General features: G+C 73.1%; 14 protein-coding genes and 1 pseudogene. 4 read left to right on the top strand and 11 right to left on the bottom strand.

What is annotated here, in order from left to right; translation table 11 throughout:
* The first annotated feature begins 16 nt into the window (after positions 1-16).
* The gene (locus OG937_07960; GenBank protein WUD71630.1) at positions 17-2530 is read left to right on the top strand and encodes a DUF3516 domain-containing protein; all 2514 of its coding nucleotides are present in this window, start codon (positions 17-19) and stop codon (positions 2528-2530) included.
* 37 nt (positions 2531-2567) lie between these two features.
* On the top strand, positions 2568-3434 hold the full coding sequence (locus OG937_07965) for an acyl-CoA thioesterase II (GenBank protein WUD71631.1): 867 nt from the start codon (positions 2568-2570) through the stop codon (positions 3432-3434).
* 69 nt (positions 3435-3503) lie between these two features.
* Here the strand turns inward: OG937_07965 and OG937_07970 are convergent, their stop codons facing one another.
* From OG937_07970 to OG937_07990, 5 genes and pseudogenes are all read right to left on the bottom strand, one after another.
* Positions 3504-5336 (bottom strand): hypothetical protein, encoded by a 1833-nt coding sequence (locus tag OG937_07970; protein WUD71632.1) that lies wholly within the window; start codon positions 5334-5336, stop codon positions 3504-3506.
* Positions 5333-5947, bottom strand: a pseudogene (locus tag OG937_07975) (MoxR family ATPase). The gene OG937_07970 and the pseudogene OG937_07975 overlap by 4 nt, the downstream one beginning before the upstream one ends.
* Positions 5948-6003: 56 nt before the next feature.
* Positions 6004-6396 carry a DUF742 domain-containing protein gene (locus OG937_07980; protein WUD71633.1) on the bottom strand — a complete coding sequence of 131 codons (393 nt, stop codon included), beginning with the start codon at positions 6394-6396 and terminating at the stop codon, positions 6004-6006.
* Between the two features lie 6 nt (positions 6397-6402).
* Positions 6403-6813 (bottom strand): roadblock/LC7 domain-containing protein, encoded by a 411-nt coding sequence (locus tag OG937_07985; GenBank protein WUD71634.1) that lies wholly within the window; start codon positions 6811-6813, stop codon positions 6403-6405.
* Entirely contained in the window at positions 6810-9080 is a 2271-nt protein-coding gene (locus OG937_07990) for a nitrate- and nitrite sensing domain-containing protein (GenBank protein WUD71635.1), read from the bottom strand. Before OG937_07990 ends, OG937_07985 begins: the two co-directional genes overlap by 4 nt.
* Before the next feature lie 238 nt (positions 9081-9318).
* On the opposite strand from OG937_07990, the gene OG937_07995 reads away from it, so the two are divergent.
* Both OG937_07995 and OG937_08000 read left to right on the top strand, forming a co-directional pair.
* Complete coding sequence (locus tag OG937_07995; GenBank protein WUD71636.1) at positions 9319-10338, top strand: alpha/beta hydrolase; 1020 nt, start codon at positions 9319-9321, stop codon at positions 10336-10338.
* A gap of 34 nt (positions 10339-10372) precedes the next feature.
* The gene (locus OG937_08000) at positions 10373-10801 is read left to right on the top strand and encodes a PPOX class F420-dependent oxidoreductase (protein ID WUD71637.1); all 429 of its coding nucleotides are present in this window, start codon (positions 10373-10375) and stop codon (positions 10799-10801) included.
* 27 nt (positions 10802-10828) lie between these two features.
* Here the strand turns inward: OG937_08000 and OG937_08005 are convergent, their stop codons facing one another.
* The 6 genes from OG937_08005 to OG937_08030 form a co-directional block, all read right to left on the bottom strand.
* Positions 10829-11500 (bottom strand): hypothetical protein, encoded by a 672-nt coding sequence (locus OG937_08005; GenBank protein ID WUD71638.1) that lies wholly within the window; start codon positions 11498-11500, stop codon positions 10829-10831.
* Positions 11501-11647: 147 nt separating this feature from the next.
* Positions 11648-12238 carry an ATP/GTP-binding protein gene (locus tag OG937_08010; GenBank protein ID WUD71639.1) on the bottom strand — a complete coding sequence of 197 codons (591 nt, stop codon included), beginning with the start codon at positions 12236-12238 and terminating at the stop codon, positions 11648-11650.
* A complete protein-coding gene (locus tag OG937_08015; GenBank protein ID WUD71640.1) occupies positions 12219-12614 on the bottom strand; it encodes a DUF742 domain-containing protein in 396 nt (131 codons plus the stop codon). The genes OG937_08010 and OG937_08015 overlap by 20 nt, the downstream gene beginning before the upstream one ends.
* A gap of 14 nt (positions 12615-12628) precedes the next feature.
* Positions 12629-13051 (bottom strand): roadblock/LC7 domain-containing protein, encoded by a 423-nt coding sequence (locus tag OG937_08020; protein WUD71641.1) that lies wholly within the window; start codon positions 13049-13051, stop codon positions 12629-12631.
* Positions 13048-15549, bottom strand: a complete 2502-nt coding sequence (locus tag OG937_08025) for a nitrate- and nitrite sensing domain-containing protein (GenBank protein WUD78669.1) — start codon at positions 15547-15549, stop codon at positions 13048-13050. Before OG937_08025 ends, OG937_08020 begins: the two co-directional genes overlap by 4 nt.
* 122 nt (positions 15550-15671) lie before the next feature.
* Complete coding sequence (locus OG937_08030) at positions 15672-16442, bottom strand: hypothetical protein (GenBank protein ID WUD71642.1); 771 nt, start codon at positions 16440-16442, stop codon at positions 15672-15674.
* Positions 16443-16477: the final 35 nt, after the last annotated feature.

Genomic DNA, 16477 nt, shown 5'->3' on the forward strand with positions numbered 1-16477 from the left:
CAGGCAAGATGGGGGTGTGACCCTCATCGATCAGCTGCCTGCAGAGCCCGATCCCGACGCCCTCTTCGAGGCCTTCTCGTCCTGGGCGGAGGGCCGGGGCATCTCCCTCTACCCCGCCCAGGAGGAAGCGCTGATCGAGGTGGTCTCGGGGGCGAACGTCATCCTGTCCACCCCCACCGGCTCGGGGAAGAGCCTGGTCGCGGCCGGTGCGCACTTCGCCGCGCTCTCCCGGGACGAGGTCACCTTCTACACCGCCCCGATCAAGGCGCTGGTGTCGGAGAAGTTCTTCGACCTGTGCAAGCTCTTCGGCACCGAGAACGTGGGCATGCTGACCGGCGACGCCTCCGTCAACCCGGACGCGCCCGTCATCTGCTGCACGGCGGAGGTGCTGGCGTCGATAGCGCTCCGGGACGGCAAGGACGCCGACATCGGCCAGGTCGTCATGGACGAGTTCCACTTCTATGCGGAGCCGGACCGGGGCTGGGCGTGGCAGATCCCCCTGCTGGAGCTGCCGCAGGCGCAGTTCCTGCTGATGTCGGCGACGCTCGGCGACGTCACGCGCTTCGAGAAGGACCTCACCCGCCGTACCGGCCGGCCCACGTCCGTCGTGCGCTCGGCGACGCGGCCGGTGCCGCTGTCGTACGAGTACCGGCTGACCCCGCTCACCGAGACGCTGACCGAGCTGCTGGAGACCCGCCAGGCCCCCGTCTACATCGTGCACTTCACGCAGGCGGCGGCCGTGGAGCGGGCGCAGGCGCTGATGAGCATCAACATGTGCACGCGCGCCGAGAAGGACGCCATCGCGGAACTCATCGGGAACTTCCGCTTCACCACGAAGTTCGGCCGCAACCTGTCGCGTTACGTCCGGCACGGCATCGGGGTGCACCACGCCGGCATGCTGCCCAAGTACCGGCGCCTGGTGGAGAAGCTGGCGCAGGCGGGGCTGCTGAAGGTCATCTGCGGCACGGACACCCTCGGTGTCGGCGTCAACGTGCCCATCCGCACGGTGCTCTTCACCGCCCTCACCAAGTACGACGGCAGCCGCGTGCGCGTGCTGCGCTCCCGTGAGTTCCACCAGATCGCGGGCCGCGCCGGGCGGGCCGGCTTCGACACGTCGGGCTTCGTGGTCGCCCAGGCGCCGGAGCACGTGATCGAGAACGAGAAGGCCCTCGCGAAGGCCGGCGAGGACCCCAAGAAGCGCCGCAAGGTGGTGCGCAAGAAGGCGCCCGAGGGCTTCGTCGGATGGACGGAGAGCACCTTCGAGAAGCTCATCGCCTCCGATCCCGAGCCGCTGACCTCCCGGTTCCGGGTCACCCACGCGATGCTGCTGTCGGTCATCGCCCGCCCCGGCAACGCCTTCGACGCGATGCGTCGGCTGCTGGAGGACAACCACGAGGACCGCAGGTCCCAGTTGCGGCACATCCGGCGGGCCATCGCGATCTACCGCTCGCTGCTCGCGGGCGGGGTCGTGGAGCGGCTGGACGAGCCCGACGAGGAGGGGCGCATCGTCCGGCTGACGGTGGACCTGCAGCAGCACTTCGCGCTCAACCAACCGCTGTCCACCTTCGCGCTGGCCGCGTTCGAACTGCTGGACCCGGAGTCGCCCTCCTACGCGCTGGACATGCTGTCGGTGATCGAGTCGACCCTCGACGACCCCCGGCAGATCCTCGCCGCCCAGGAGAACAAGGCGCGCGGCGAGGCCGTCGCCGCCATGAAGGCCGACGGGGTGGAGTACGAGGAGCGGATGGAGCGGCTCCAGGACATCTCCTACCCCAAGCCGCTGGAGGAGGTGCTGTCGCACGCCTACGGCGTCTACCGCAAGAGCCACCCGTGGGTCGGTGACCACCCGCTGTCGCCCAAGTCGGTCGTACGCGACATGTACGAACGGGCGATGACCTTCACCGAGTTCGTCTCCCACTACGAGCTCGCCCGGACCGAGGGCATCGTGCTGCGCTACCTGGCGAGCGCGTACAAGGCGCTGGAGCACACCGTCCCGGACGACCTGAAGTCCGAGGACCTGCAGGACCTGATCGCCTGGCTCGGCGAGCTGGTCCGCCAGGTCGACTCCAGCCTGCTGGACGAATGGGAGCAGCTCGCCAACCCCGGTGAGATGACGGCCGAGGAGGCCCAGGAGCGGGCCGACCAGGTCAAGCCCGTCACGGCCAACGCCCGCGCCTTCCGGGTCCTGGTGCGCAACGCCCTGTTCCGCCGGGTGGAGCTGGCCGCGCTGGAGCGGTTCGACGAACTCGGCGAGATGGACGCCGGGGCCGGCTGGGACGCCGACGCCTGGGCCGAGGCCATGGACGCCTACTGGGACGAGTACGAGGACCTGGGCACCGGGCCCGACGCGCGCGGCCCGAAGCTGCTGCAGATCGAGGAGCGTCCCGACGAGGGGCTGTGGAAGGTCCGCCAGACCTTCGCGGACCCCGACGGCGACCACGACTGGGGCATCTCCGCCGAGATCGACCTCACCGCCTCCGACGAGGAGGGCCGCGCGGTGGTCAAGGTGACGGCCGTGGGCGCGCTGTGACCGCGAGGGCGACCACCCGCACGAAGGAGCAGGCCCGATGACCAACCCCGCCGAGCGGCTGGTGGACCTCCTCGACCTGGAGAGGATCGAGGAGGACATCTTCCGCGGGCAGAGCCCCCAGGAACGCCTCCAGCGGGTGTTCGGCGGACAGGTGGCGGGTCAGGCGCTGGTCGCGGCCGGGCGCACCACGGACGGCAGCCGTCCGGTGCACTCCCTGCACGCGTACTTCCTGCGCCCGGGGCGCCCCGGGATGCCGATCGTGTACCAGGTGGAGCGGATCCGCGACGGCCGCTCCTTCACGACGCGGCGCGTGGTCGCGGTGCAGCAGGGCCGGACGATCTTCAACCTGACCGCCTCCTTCCACGTGCCGGAGCCCGGGTTCGAGCACCAGCTGCCGATGCGCGAGGTCCCGGACCCGGAGAGCCTGCCGAAGCTGAGCGACGAACTCCGTGAACACCTCGGCGAACTGCCCGAGCAGTTGGAGCGGATGGCGCGGCGGCAGCCGTTCGACATCCGCTACGTGGACCGCCTGCGCTGGACCGCCGAGGAGATCGAGGGCGCCGAGCCGCGCAGCGCGGTCTGGATGCGCGCGGTGGGCCCGCTCGGCGACGACCCGCTGGTGCACACCTGCGCCCTCACCTACGCCAGCGACATGATGCTGCTGGACGCCGTGCGCGTACCGGTCGAGCCGCTGTGGGGGCCGCGCGGCTTCGACATGGCCTCCCTGGACCACGCGATGTGGTTCCACCGGCCGTTCCGCGCCGACGAGTGGTTCCTGTACGACCAGGAGTCCCCCGTCGCGACCGGAGCGCGCGGCCTGGCCCGCGGCCGCATCTACGACCGCGAGGGCCGGCTGCTGGTCTCCGTGGTCCAGGAGGGGCTGTTCCGGAAGCACGGCGGCTGAGGCTCCCGGGAGCCGGTGCCGGTGCCGGTCCGGTTCCGGCTCCGGGGGCCTCCTTCCGCCGACCGGGCCTCAGCGCATGCGGAAGACCGGGCCCTTGGGCGTGAACGGAAGGCGGGCGTCCTGGGGGACCAGGAAGGCGTGTTCGCGGCGTATCCGCAGGACGTCGCAGTCGCCGTCCGTGATCAGCAGGACCGGGGCCGTCGGCGGGAAGTCCGGGGCGCGCTGGAGGAGGTCGACACCGGGCTGCAGCACGGTGCCACCGCGGCCCCTGACGCGTACCCGGTGGGCGATCTCGGTCACCGCCAGGTAGCCCGCGTCAAAGGGGGCGGCGTCGCAGAACACCACGCGGGCGGCCGTCACGTCGCGGGCGGTGGCGTAGGACGCGATGGCGCCGAGCGCCTTGCCGAGCAGCGTCCGGCTCATGGACGCGGAGGTGTCCAGCACCACGCCGAAGGTGCAGCGGGCCACTTCCTGCGGCGGGTGGCCGCGGCCGGCCCTGGGGATGTCCGGTGTGGACGCCTGCCGACGGGCCGGGCGGGCGAAACTGCGCACCGCTTCGGGACGGGGCACGTACTCGTCGAACCAGCGGGCGAGCCTGGCGTCCCACGGCAGCGGTGGGTGGGACAGCGCGCGGATCTCCTCGACGAGTCCGGCGGGGAGGAGCCCGCGCTCGCGGTGGTGCAGTTCGAAGCCCTGGAGCAGCCCGCGCCGGTAGAACTCGTCCAGGTCCACCCACGTAGGGGCGGTCTCCCCGGGGCGCGGCAGCGGCTCCCCGAGCACGTCCCCGAGGCCCTTGCCGCGCAGCGTGGCGAGACGACGCAACCGCCGCTGGTCCCGCGCGATGCGGTCGTAGACCTCCTCGCTGGACAGTCCGGCCAGGTCGGGGTCGTGCAGCAGGCCCTCGGGCATCTGCCCGACACCCATCTCCAGCAGCCAGCCGTTGATCACGTAGTCGGCCGCGACGTTGAACAAGTACGGGTCCCGGCCGCCCCGGCGGTCGCCGTGGCGCAGCGCGGCGTGCAGCATCTCGTGGGCGAGGATGAACCGCCATTCCTCGTCGCTGTACCGGCACAGGGGGTTGAGGTAGATCTCCCCCGCCTCGGCGTTGACCGCCGCCACCGAGATCCGCTGGGCGCGGGCGAGTTCGGCGTCGGCGACCAGGGTCATCCCGGCGGCGATGCCGCCGAGCAGCGGGTAGGAGGAGACGAACCAGCTCAGGGCGCGCTCCCAGGGACGCAGCGGGCGCCGGGCCCCGGTGAGCTCCTCGCGGCGGCCTCCGGCGACGTCCATGGCCGCCGACATCGTCCGGGTCAGGGCGCTCGCGAAGGCGACGGTCCAGTCCTCCGGTGCGCTCCAGGACGGTTGCCAGGGGTGGAGCACCTGGTCCGGCTGCGGGCCTGCGGTGCCGCACGCCGCGAACCCGGCGGGGATGCCGTCGCGGCGCCAGCGTGCGGCCAGTTGTTCCTCGTCGCCGTCCGGGAACACCGGGGGCAGCGCGACGGGCGCCCGGCCCACGGGGAAGGTGTCCAGGAAGCGGTTGACCACCGCGCAGCGGGCGGCGAGGTCGAACCGGTCGGGCTGCTCGCGCGGGCCCCGGGCGGCCGGCACGTGCCCGAAGCCCAGGTGCAGGAGGCAGTGCGCCAGCACCCAGGCCCACTCCTGCGGGTCTGCGCGGCGCAGGGGGTCGGCGTGCACGACGCCGTTGGAGGTGACCGAGGCCCAGCCGTCGCGAGGGTGCTCCTTGCACTCCTCACTGCGGCACAGACGGCCGTTGACGGCGGAGAGCGCGGCGAGGGCGGTGTTGCGGCGCAGCAGGTCGACGCCGGCGGCGAACGCCTCGGCCGCGGGGTCCTTGCGGGGTGCCGATCGCGCCCGGGACCTGTCGCCGCGCGCGCCGCTCACCGGCGTGCCTCGACCAGGCGCGGCATGTCGCGGGCGGCCTCCAGCAGGAACCAGGAGGGCAGCACCGGGTTGTCGTCGTCACCGTCGGCGATCACGGTCTGGGCGACCTCGACCGAGATCTCCGCCAATTGCACCAGCAGCGACTTGGCCCGGTAGGCCATCTGCCGAACTGCCGGGGACGCGTGCTCCCGCTGCGCCGGCAACTCCTTGATCAGACGCCCGCGGAAGGAGTCGGCGAGGTAGTAGAGCAGGTCGCGGTCCTCGATGCGGCGCGGCCAGGAAGCGTCCCCCTTAAGAATGGCGTCCAGCCCGTACGAGTGCCGGACGATCTTGATGTAGCCGCAGAAGGCCGTGGCGTGCGCCGGGGTGAGCGTGCCGTAGGCCAGCACCTTCAGCGTCCCCTCGTCCAGAGCCGGTCCGAAGGAGTGCAGCGCGTCGGAGAGCATGTGCCAGGCGCGCGGGGTGGAGAACGGCTCCTCGGTCTTGGGCGGCGCGGACCACAGGTGGTCCGGCCGGTCGGTGAGGTGGTCGGTGATCCACGGATGGATACCCGCGCCCGCCGCCCAGACCAGCCAGTCCGCCGCGGAGGCCCGCAGATGGACGTGCGCGAGCCATGCGGTCACCGTACGCCCGGGGTCCGACAACGCCGCCGCGGCGACGGCCCGGCTCACAGGGCGCGCAGGCCGTCGATGACGTCCTTGAGCAGCCCCACGTCGGGCAGTTCGGCCGGCGGTACGGGCCGGATGGCCCGCAGGTGGCCGTCCCGGAGGAGGTCGCCGAGCAGCACGCGGACGACGCCGAGCGCTAGGTCGGCGTCCGCGGCCAGTTCGGCCACGGTGAGCGGGCTGTCCCGGCACAGGTCCAGGAGGGCCAGGTGCTCCTCGTCGAGGTGGTCGTCCGGGGCCGTACCGACGGCCGGGACCATGACGGCGATCAGGTCGACGTCACCGTCGGAGTCCGGCCGGGTGCGGCCGCCGGTGATGGTGTAGGCGCGCACCATCGGACCGGCCTCGTCGTCATACCAGAGCGCGCCCTCGTCTCCCGGCGGGCTCGGGTTCATGCTTCATCACTCCCCCGGTGCCGCCGCGTCGTGCCGGCGCGGCGTGACACCGAGGTGTTCACCGACCCGGTGGACCATGAGGGTCATCTCGTAGGCGATCTGCCCGACGTCGGCCTGCACACCGCTGAGCACCGACAGGCAACTGCCCTCGCCCGCGGCCGTGACGAACAGGAAGCCGTCGTCGAACTCGACCATCGTCTGCCGCACGCCGCCCGCGTCGAAGTGCCGGCCCGCGCCCTTGGCGAGGCTGTGGAACCCGGACGAGACGGCGGCCAGGTGCTCGGCCGTGGCACGGTCCAGACTCGTGCTCGCCCCGGTCACCAGACCGTCGCCGGAGAGCACCAGCGCGTGCCTGACGTGCGGCACCCGCTCTGTCAGATCGTCCATCAGCCATGTGAGTCCACTGCTCACCGTCATCCCCCGTTCTCCCCGGTCTCCGCTGTCCCTTGCGGTGCTGCGGCGTCCCTGCCGCGGGCCAGGCCGCGGGCGAACGCCGTGATGGTGGAACGAGCCTCTTCCGGAGATCGTTCCCTTTCCTCTCCCCCGCCAAGCGACTCCGCCGGGCTCTGGTGCGCCCCGTCGTCCCTCAGTTGCGCTACGAGACTGGCCTGCCGCTGCCGCTTCGGCAACCCCGTCCCGGTGCGCCCCTCCTCGCGCGGCCTGGTCGGTCCCCGCCGCGGCCGTGGTGTGCGCGGCGCCGTGTCGGCCCGGTCCGGCCCCGGCGGCTCGGGCACGGCCCGCGGGCGCAGCACCTGCTCGCCGGTCTCGAGGTCGTCGCCCGAGGCGTCCACGAGCACTGACTGCGGGACGAACACCACCGCCACCGTGCCGTCGAACCGCCCGCGGCGCAGGGTGACGCGCACCCCCTGCCGCGCTGCGAGCCGCCCGACGGTGAACAGGCCCAGCCGGTCCGTCTCCGGGAGCTCCGTTCCCGCGCCGGCCTCGCCGAGTTCGTTGTTGGCCTGGGCGAGCCGCTCGGCGCTCATGCCCAGGCCGCGGTCCTCGACCTCCAGGACGTAGCCACCCGCGACCACCTCGCCGCGCACCTCGACCTTGGTGTCGGGCGGCGAGAAGGCGGTGGCGTTGTCGATGAGTTCCGCCAGCAGGTGCAGCACGTCGGCGATCGCGGGGCCGGTCAGCGCCACCCGGGGCATGCGCCGGACGACGACCCGCTGGTAGTGCTCGACCTCGCCGACCGCGGCACGCGCCACCTCCGCGAGCCGGACCGGTCGGCGCCAGGCGCGGCCGGGTGCGTTGCCGGAGAGGATCAGCAGGCCCTCGGCGTGCCGGCGCATGCGGACGGCGATGTGGTCGACGCGGAACAGGTCGTCCAGGTCCGCCGGGTCTCCGGAGCGGCGTTCCATGGCGTCGAGCAGCGTCAGCTGACGGTGCAGCAGCACCTGGCTGCGGCGGGCCAGGTTGGTGAAGACGGCGGAGACCCCGCGGCGCAGCTTCTCCTGGTCGACGGCCGCCTGGACGGCGGCACGCTGGGCGTTGTTGAAGGCCCGGCCGACCTGTCCGATCTCGTCGGCGCCGAAGCGCAGGTCGGGTGCGGCCCGGGCGACCGCGGCGTCGTCGAGTTCCTCGCCGGCGCGGAGCCTGCGGAGCACCTCCGGCAGGCGCCTCCCGGACAGCTCCAGGGCCTGGTTGCGCAGCAGCGTGAGCCGGCGGGCGATGCCGCGCCCGATGAGCAGGGAGATGACGACCGACAGGACGACGAGGAACAGTCCGGCGAGGCTGACCGCGCCGGTCCGCACGAGCACGTCCATGCCGTCGTCGCGGGCCCGCTCGCCGACCTCGCGGGCGGCGTCGACGTTGATGTCGCTGAGTTCGGCGAGGGCCCGGTCGGCGTTCTGGCGCCAGCGGTCCTGGGAGACGACCAGGCCGACGTCCTTGGCGCCCGCCGAACGCGCCGCGGTCTCCATGGAGTCCAGTGTCCAGGCGACGCTGCCGCCCTCGAACTCGTCGAGCCGCTCCTTGGCGGCCTTGGTCAACTCGGGGTCGACGATGGAGTGCAGCAGCTTGCGGCCGTCGATGGTGCCGATGAACTCGCGGTACTGGCTGCCCGTCATGGCGGGACCGAGCTGCGCGGCGGTGAGCATGGCGTCCTCGCGGGACAGCAGTTCCCTGGCCCGTACGAGGTCGATGACGAATCCGCCCTGCCGGGCGACCTCGCCGCTCTGGAGCGCTGCGAGCGATCCGCGCAGCCGGAAGATGGGGTCGATCACAGCCGAGTACCGGTGGAGCGTCATCGACCAGCCGACGTCGCGCTGCCGGACGTCCTCGCGCAGCGGCTCCAGGTCCTTCGCGGCGGTGATCAGTTCGGTGATCCGCTGCCGCTGGGCGAGGTCGAGCTTGGTTCCCTGCGCCTGTTCGCGTGCGTGGTCGCGGACGACCGCGAGCAGCCGGTCGGTGGTGCGCTCGGCGCTCTCCAACTCGGGCCCGCCGCTCGCGCCGTCGGACGCCACATAGGCGATGGCGACGCGCCGCTCGACCTGCAGGGCCCGCCCCAGGTCGTCCGCGGGGGTCCCGTAGTAGCGGTAGGTGTCGGCGATCCCCATGAGGGCGAAGGCCCCGCGCACCGAGGTGAAGGTGCTGTACGTCCACAGACCCGCCAGCGAGAGCAGCGGCACCAGGAGAAGTACCACGAGTTGCGTGCGGATGGTGCGGGGGCGCAGGCGCATGCGTGAGGTCCTCGGTCGACCATGGGTTCGATGGGGAGGGGCACAGTCTGACCCACGAACGCCCCCTTCGTGGCGCCGACTGTGACATCTCACAATCCCTTTCCACCGGACGCCCTCAGGTGCGGGACGCGACGGAGCGACGTACCCTGCCGGGCCCCACCCCTCCACCGCAAGCGCGTTCACGTCGCGCTAACGGCGCGGCATTGCGGGGGAAACCCCGCTGTCGCACGCTGGACGCATGGAACGGGGACAGGTCGTGCGCCGGGTCTACGGTCCCGCCCCGGACACGGAGGACGGTTCGCAGGGCGTTCCTCTGGTCCATCGCGACATCCACGGCTACCGGCGCGCGTTCCGGCTGGGCGGCAGCGGGCCGCCGCTGCTGCTGATCCACGGCCTCGGCGACTCGTCGGCGACGTGGGCACACATCCTGCCCCGGCTGGGGCGGCGGCACACGGTCATCGCGCCGGACCTGCTGGGCCACGGTGACAGCGAGCAGCCCCGCGCCGACTACGCGGTGGCGGCCTACGCGTGCGGCATGCGCGACCTGCTGGGCGTGCTGGACGTCGACCGGGTGTCGGTCGTGGGCCACTCGCTCGGGGCGGGCGTGGCGATGCAGTTCGCCTACCAGTTCCCGGAGCGGTGCGAACGCCTGGTGATCGTGGGCGGCGGCGGTCTGGGGCCGGAGGTGCACCCGCTGCTGCGGCTGGCGGCGGGCCCGGGTTCCGAAGTGACGCTGCCGCTGGCGACTTCGCCGCCCGTGCGCGGGGCGCTGCGGCTGCTCGCGCCGCTGCTGCGGACCACCGGTGGGCTCGGGCTGGGCCGCCACGACTTCGACTACGTCCTGGAGCGCTACCTCATGCTCGACAGCTCCGAGGCGCGTCAGGCCTTCCTGCGCACCCTGCGCGCCGGGGTGGACCTGCGGGGGCAGGTCATCACGATGATGGACCGCAGTTATCTGACGGCGGGCCTGCCGACCCTCATCATGTGGGGCGAGCACGACGGGGTGATCCCGGTGCGTCATGCGCTGAGGGCGCACACCGCGATGCCGGGCAGCCGGCTGGAGCTGTTCGAGGACGCCGGGCATTTCCCGCACCATGACGCGCCCGGGCGTTTCGTCGACGTACTGGAGGACTTCCTCGCCACCACCACGCCGCAGGAGTACGACCCGGTGCTCTGGCGCCGGCTGCTGCGGCGCGGACGGGTGGACGTGCCGCTGTACCAGGAGGTCGAGCCGCCGCACCCCTCCAGCGGGTCCTGAGGCCGTCCGCCGCCGTCCGGGGCAGGATGGGGGCATGGGACACAGGATGACCGAGGAAGAGTGGCGGGCCTTCGTATCCGCCGGGACGCGTACGGGGAAGCTGGCGACGACGCGGGCGGACGGCACGCCCCATGTGGCGCCCGTCTGGTTCCTGCTGGACGGCGACGACGTCGTGTTCAACACGGGCAAGGAGACGGTCAAGGGCCGCAACATCACGCGCGACGGCCGGGTCGCCCTGTGCGTGGACGATGACCGGCCGCCGTTCGCGTACGTGGTCCTGCGGGGACGGGCGGAGGTGAGCGAGGAGCCTGGTCCCTTGCGGGAGTGGGCCACCCGGCTCGCCGCCCGCTACATGGGCGAGGACGTCGCCGAGGAGTTCGGGGCGCGCAATGGGGTGCCCGGTGAACTCCTGGTGCGGGTGCGGATCGACAAGGTGCTCGCCGAGTCCGGTGTGGCGGACTGAGCGTCGGGCGCCTGCCGCCGGCACGGGTCAGCGGATCGGCTTGCCGCCGTTGGCCTTCTTGCCGTTGGCGCCCATGGCCCACCAGGTGCCGCCCACACCGTGGCCGTTGGTGTCACCGGGCTTGGTGTCCCCGGCGTACCAGTAGACGGGCCAGCAGTTGTACGACAGCTGCTTGGTGCCGTCCGAACGGGTGTAAGTGCTGACGAGCTTGGGGTTGAGACCGGCGGCCTCGGCCTGCGCCTTGGTGACGGGCTTGGCCGCCGGCCACTTCTTGAGGCACTCGCCGGTGCAGTTGGACACCATCGGCCAGTCGGTGTCCTTGTCGAAGCGGTACAGGGTGCGGCCCTTGGAGTCGACGAGGATGTCGCCCAGGTTGGCGTCGTTGACGACGGACAGGATGGGCCACTTCTTGTCGGAGGCGGCGTCCGCGCTGCCGCTGTCGGAGCTGTCGTCCGTACCGCCGGCGTATCCGTCGTCGGTGCCCGAGGAGGGGTCGGCCGAGGTCTCGCTGTCGTACCCGTAGTCGCCGGAGGTTGTCCCGGAGCCGGGCTGCGAGGTGGCCGACTGGGCCGCGTCCTGTTGCTGGGCCGCCGGCGCCACGCTGCTCGCCTGGTTGTAGCCGTTCGACCCGCCGCAGGCGGTGACGAGGAGGAGGGCAGCGGCCGTTCCGGCGACTGCGGCACCGATCCGCTTGTGCATCTGGACTCCTTGCGCGGTAGGGGCGTCGGGGCCCGTGCGCCCCGTCTGGCCACCTGTACGCACCCGGTTCGGCTGCCTCTCAATGCACTGTGAATTCCTTTTTCCGCGGCGCCGTTCTGCTATGGTGCCCCGCCGCTCCGCGGAGCGTCAGCGCACCGACTCCAGCAGGCGTGCCGCGTGCATCCGCCCGGCGTGCTCGACGAGGGCGATCAGCACCTCCTTGCCCGATGCGCGGTCCCGTGCGTCACAGAGGACGACGGGGGTGCCGTCCTGCAGGTCGAGGGCGCGTGAGATGTCCTCCGGGCGGTGCTCCAACGCGCCGGGGAAGCGGTTGACGGCGACCGCGAACGGGATCTTCCGGTGCTCGAAGAAGTCCACGGCGGGGAAGCAGTCCTCCAGGCGGCGGGTGTCGGCGAGCACGACCGCGCCGAGCGCCCCTTGTGACAGCTCGTCCCACAGGAACCAGAAGCGGTCCTGGCCGGGGGTGCCGAAGAGGTACAGCGACAGACCCGCCCTGATGGTGATCCTGCCGAAGTCCATCGCCACGGTGGTGGTGGACTTCCGCTCCACTCCCCCGGTGTCGTCCACGTGGCGCCCGGCCTCGGTCAGTTGTTCCTCGGTGCGCAGCGGCCGGATCTCGCTCACCGCGCCCACCATGGTGGTCTTGCCGACCCCGAAGCCCCCCGCGATGAGGATCTTCAGGGCCATGACCGGCGTCTCAGAGTGCCCGGAGTCCATTGATCACCTCTCGCAGGATGCGCTCGTCGGGTAGGTGCGCCGGCGGTACGGGATTGCTCACCCGTACGCTGCCGAGCGTCAGGAGGTCGCCGAGGAGGACGCGCACGACGCCCACCGGCAGGTCGGCGTCGGCCGCCAGCTCCGCGACCGACAGGGGCTCTCCCCGGCACAGCGCGAGCAGCGCGGTGTGCTCGGGCTCCAGCGTGGGGTCGTCGGCGGCGCCGGGTTCGGCGAGCACCAGGGCGATGAGGTCCAGGGCGGCGACGGCCGTGCCGGGCCGGGTGCGGCCTCCGGTCAGGGCGTACGGGCGCACCAGGGGCCCGGCCGCATCGTCGTACCAGTGGCCGTCCGGGCTCCGCGGGTGCGCGCCGTTCATCACCCGTGCGCCGGTCAGCCTGCGGCCGGGCCGGCGGCGCCGAGGCGCGGCGGGGTGTGCAGGTGCTCGCCCACGCGCTTGACGAGGCGCGCCATCTCGTAGGCGATCAGGCCGACGTCGGCGCCCGCGCCGGTGAACACCGCGAGGCAGGAGCCCTCGCCCGCGGCCGCCACGAAGAGGAAGCCGTGGTCGAGTTCGACCATGGTCTGCCGGACCTGGCCGGCCGCGAAGTGGCGTCCGGCGCCCTTGGCGAGGCTGTGGAAGCCCGAGGCGACGGCCGCCAGGTGCTCGGCGTCCTCCCGGGTCAGCCCGCGGGAGGAGCCCACGGCCAGGCCGTCGCCCGACAGCACCACGGCGTGGCGGACGTCGTCCACCCGGTCGGTGAGGTCGTCCAGCAGCCAGTCCAGTTCACCGGACCGGTTCGATGCGTCGATCATCCGTGCTCTCCTTCGCGGGGTGCCCGGGCCGAGGTGCGGGCGTGGTTCTGCTCGCCGTCCCCGGGCGTCGGGTCCGGACCGTCGTGGTGGCCCGGCCCTCCCGGGCCTGGCCGGGTGCCGCCGGGCTGTGGGGCGGGCCGCAGGGGGCGTGGGCCGGCGGGTGCCGGATCCCCGTCGGCGGTGTCACGGGCTCCGGCGCCGCCGCCGCGGATCCAGCCGCGGCGGAAGGCGGCCATCGTCGAGCGCGCCTGCTCGGCGGTCCGCTCCGGGACGTCCTGTCCCGTGTCCTGCGGCCCGGGGCCGCGTTCGGGTGCGCGGGGCTCCAGGAGCTGCGGGGCGAGGCTCGCACGGCGTACGCGGCGCGGGAGTCCGCCCTCGGCGGGAGGCGCGCCCACAGGAGCGCCCACGGACGCGGGAGCGGGCGCCGTGCCGCGGGCCGGTGCGGGCACGGATACGGGCGCGGGCGCCGGCAGAGGCCCGTGTTCCGGAGGACGAACAAAACGGGGCGCGGAGGGACGCGGCTGCCCGTCGCCGTCGCCGCGCGGGGAGGCCACCGCCAGGGACGGGACCTCCGCGGACCCCTGGCGGGGTCCGTGCGGGCCGGACGCCGCGCCCCCCGTCCCGGCACCCCGTGGGGCGCGGGCTTCGGGCGCCCTCATGTCGAGCAGGGCGGTGGGCAGCAGGACGACGGCCGTGGTGCCGCCGTACGGGGAGGAGCGCAGGGAGACCCTGACGTCGTGCCGCCGGGCGAGCCTGCTGACGACGAACAGGCCGAGCCGGTCGCTGTCGAACAGGTCGAGCGCCTGGGTCTGGGCGATGCGCCGGTTGGCCTCGGCCATGGCCTCCTTGCCCATGCCGAGCCCGCGGTCCTCGATCTCCAGGGCGTAGCCGTTGCCGACCTGCTCGCCGTAGACGCGCACCTTGGTGTGCGGCGGCGAGAACTGGGTCGCGTTCTCGACGAGTTCGGCGATCAGATGGGTGAGGTCGGCGACCGCGGAACCGACGACCGCCGCGAGGGGGAGCCTGCGGACCTCGACGCGGGCGTAGTCCTCGACCTCCGCGACCGCGGCGCGCACCACATTGGTGAGGGGTACGGGCTTGCTCCAGGCGCGGCCGGGAGCGGAGCCGGAGAGGATGATCAGGCCCTCGGCGTGCCGCCGCATACGGGTGGTGAGGTGGTCGAGCTTGAACAGGTCCTCCAGCTCACCCGGGTCCTCGGTGCGCCGTTCCATGCTGTCGAGCAGCGCCAGCTGACGGTGCACCAGGACCTGGCTGCGGCGGGCGAGGTTGACGAAGACGCCGGAGACCCCGTTGACCAGTTCGGCGCGTTCCGCGGCGGCGCGCAGCGCGGCGCGCTGCACGGTTGCCAGGGCCTCGGAGACCTGGCCGATCTCATCGGCGCCGTGCCTGCCGAGGGGCGCCTCCTTGCCGAGGTCGATCTCCTCGCCGGCGCGGAGCCGCCGCATGGCGCGCGGCAGTTTGCGGCGGGCGAGTTCGAGCGCGGTGTTGCGCAGGCCGACGAGTTCGACGACGAGACCGCGGCCGATCCGTACGGAGATGAAGAGGGAGGCGACGACGCCGAGGAGGCCGAGCAGGACGGCGATGCCCGAGGTGCTCAACAGGCCGTGCGCGAGGGGCCGGTCGGCGGGTGCGGCGGCCTTGGCGGACCTCTCCAGCCCGGACAGCACCTGTCCGGTGGCCCGGTCCCATGTGGCGAGGCTCGCGCCGTCCACGGCGGCCTTGCCCGGTCCGGCGTCGAGGACGGCGTCCTCCATGGCCTCGAGGTCCGTGTACGCGGTGGACCGGGCCAGCCGCTGCCAGGCGCTGCGGCCGGCACCGCCGAGGTCGGCCGTGGCGCCCGCGAGCAGGGCGCGGCGGGCGGTGACGGCACCGCTCAGGTCGCGGTAACGGTCCGTGGGCAGGCCGCGGGTGAGCGCGGCCGCGGCGAGCAGGGCGTCCTCGCGGGACAGTTGTTCCGCGGCACGGCCGATCTCCAGGGCTGCACGCTCGCCGCGTCCCGTGGCAAGGGCGCCGCCGATCGCGAATCCGTCGGTCACGGCGTCGGTGTAGGCGCGGTACGTCTGCCGCCAGTCCGCCGCTCCCTGGGTGATGCCGGGGCGCTGCCTGCGCAGGCGCTCCAGGTCGCCGACGAAGGTCCGGACGCGCACCGCTGCGGTGCCCGGCAGGCCGGTGCCGTCGGCGACCGTGTGGCCGCCGCCCAGCTGCAGCAGGGCGGCGGCACGGTCGGTGGCCGTGGCGCGTCCGCTCAGTTCGGTGGCGGCCTCGGTGGTGGGCCGGGCCAGGTAGCGGGCGGCGGCGCGGCGTTCGGCCTGCAGGGTGGTCACGGTGTCGGCGACCGGCTCACGGATCGTTTCTGCAATGCGCTGGGCGCGCAGCCGACCGGAGACGTCCTGGGCCGTGGTGACGGCGGCGAAGGCCCACAGCGCCATCAGGGACACGACGGGCACCATGAGGAGGGACACGATCTTGGCGCGCACGGTCCTCGGGCGCAGGCTCAGCCGGTCCGCCGTCCCGCCGCTCCGCCCGCCGCCGGTGGCGCGGGAGGACGGTTCCTCGTCTGCGGGGAGTCCCGCGTGCGCTCTGCGGCCCCGTGGCGGCGTCACAGGGCACCCTCGCCGATGCGCTGGGCGGTCGCGGAGGCGATGTGTTCCCTCGCCGTCGGGGAGAGCGCGACGAAGGCGGAGGTGAGGAAGAGGTAGGAGCCGAGACCGACGATGAGGGGGAAGAGGAACGCTGTCGCGCCGGAGCCGGTCAGCACGTCCGCCGAGGGCCGGACCCGGACGTGCACGGCGAGCATCCCGGTGTAGTGCATGCTGCTGACCGCCGCGCCCATCACGAGGGAGGCGCCGGCGACGACCACGGGCCGGTGGATGGTGAGCGCGGCCCACAGCGCGGCGGTCGCGGCGGCCCAGGCGATGGCGACCGACAGCGCCACGAGCCACGGTTCGTAGGAGACCGCGCCGTGCAGGCGTACGGCGGCCATGCCCAGGTAGTGCATGCTGGCCACGCCGACACCCGTGGTGAGGCCTCCGATCGCGAGGGCCCGGAAGCGGCCGTGGCCGTACCCGACGGCGAAGACGCCGAGGCCGACGACGACCATGGCGACGGCGAGGCTGAGGACGGTCAGGGGGACGTTGTAGCGGATCTCGGTACCGGTGACGCGGAAGCCGAGCATGGCGACGAAGTGCATCGTCCAGATCCCGGTGCCGAGGGCGCTCGCGGCGGTGATCAGCCAGTTGCGCCGGGAGCGGCCGGTCGCGGCCAGGGCCCGTACGGTGCAGCGCAGTCCGAGCGCCGCGCCGACGCACGCCATGGCGTACGAGAGCAGCGGGGTCAGCCAGCCGAAGGCGGCGTGGTCGATGTGTCCCATGGCCCCGGGACGCTAGTGCGGGGGTGGTCGCACGC

This window comes from Streptomyces sp. NBC_00510, from assembly GCA_036013505.1.
Classification (GTDB): domain Bacteria; phylum Actinomycetota; class Actinomycetes; order Streptomycetales; family Streptomycetaceae; genus Actinacidiphila.

Excerpts from the sequence above, each read along its gene's own strand:
- OG937_07965 (WUD71631.1), top strand. The coding sequence starts at position 2,568 with ATGACCAACCCCGCCGAGCGGCTGGTGGACCTCCTCGACCTGGAGAGG.
- OG937_07980 (WUD71633.1), bottom strand. The coding sequence starts at position 6,396 with ATGAACCCGAGCCCGCCGGGAGACGAGGGCGCGCTCTGGTATGACGAC.
- OG937_07985 (WUD71634.1), bottom strand. The coding sequence starts at position 6,813 with ATGACGGTGAGCAGTGGACTCACATGGCTGATGGACGATCTGACAGAG.
- OG937_07990 (WUD71635.1), bottom strand. The coding sequence starts at position 9,080 with ATGCGCCTGCGCCCCCGCACCATCCGCACGCAACTCGTGGTACTTCTC.
- OG937_07995 (WUD71636.1), top strand. The coding sequence starts at position 9,319 with ATGGAACGGGGACAGGTCGTGCGCCGGGTCTACGGTCCCGCCCCGGAC.
- OG937_08000 (WUD71637.1), top strand. The coding sequence starts at position 10,373 with ATGGGACACAGGATGACCGAGGAAGAGTGGCGGGCCTTCGTATCCGCC.
- OG937_08005 (WUD71638.1), bottom strand. The coding sequence starts at position 11,500 with ATGCACAAGCGGATCGGTGCCGCAGTCGCCGGAACGGCCGCTGCCCTC.
- OG937_08010 (WUD71639.1), bottom strand. The coding sequence starts at position 12,238 with ATGGACTCCGGGCACTCTGAGACGCCGGTCATGGCCCTGAAGATCCTC.
- OG937_08015 (WUD71640.1), bottom strand. The coding sequence starts at position 12,614 with ATGAACGGCGCGCACCCGCGGAGCCCGGACGGCCACTGGTACGACGAT.
- OG937_08020 (WUD71641.1), bottom strand. The coding sequence starts at position 13,051 with ATGATCGACGCATCGAACCGGTCCGGTGAACTGGACTGGCTGCTGGAC.
- OG937_08030 (WUD71642.1), bottom strand. The coding sequence starts at position 16,442 with ATGGGACACATCGACCACGCCGCCTTCGGCTGGCTGACCCCGCTGCTC.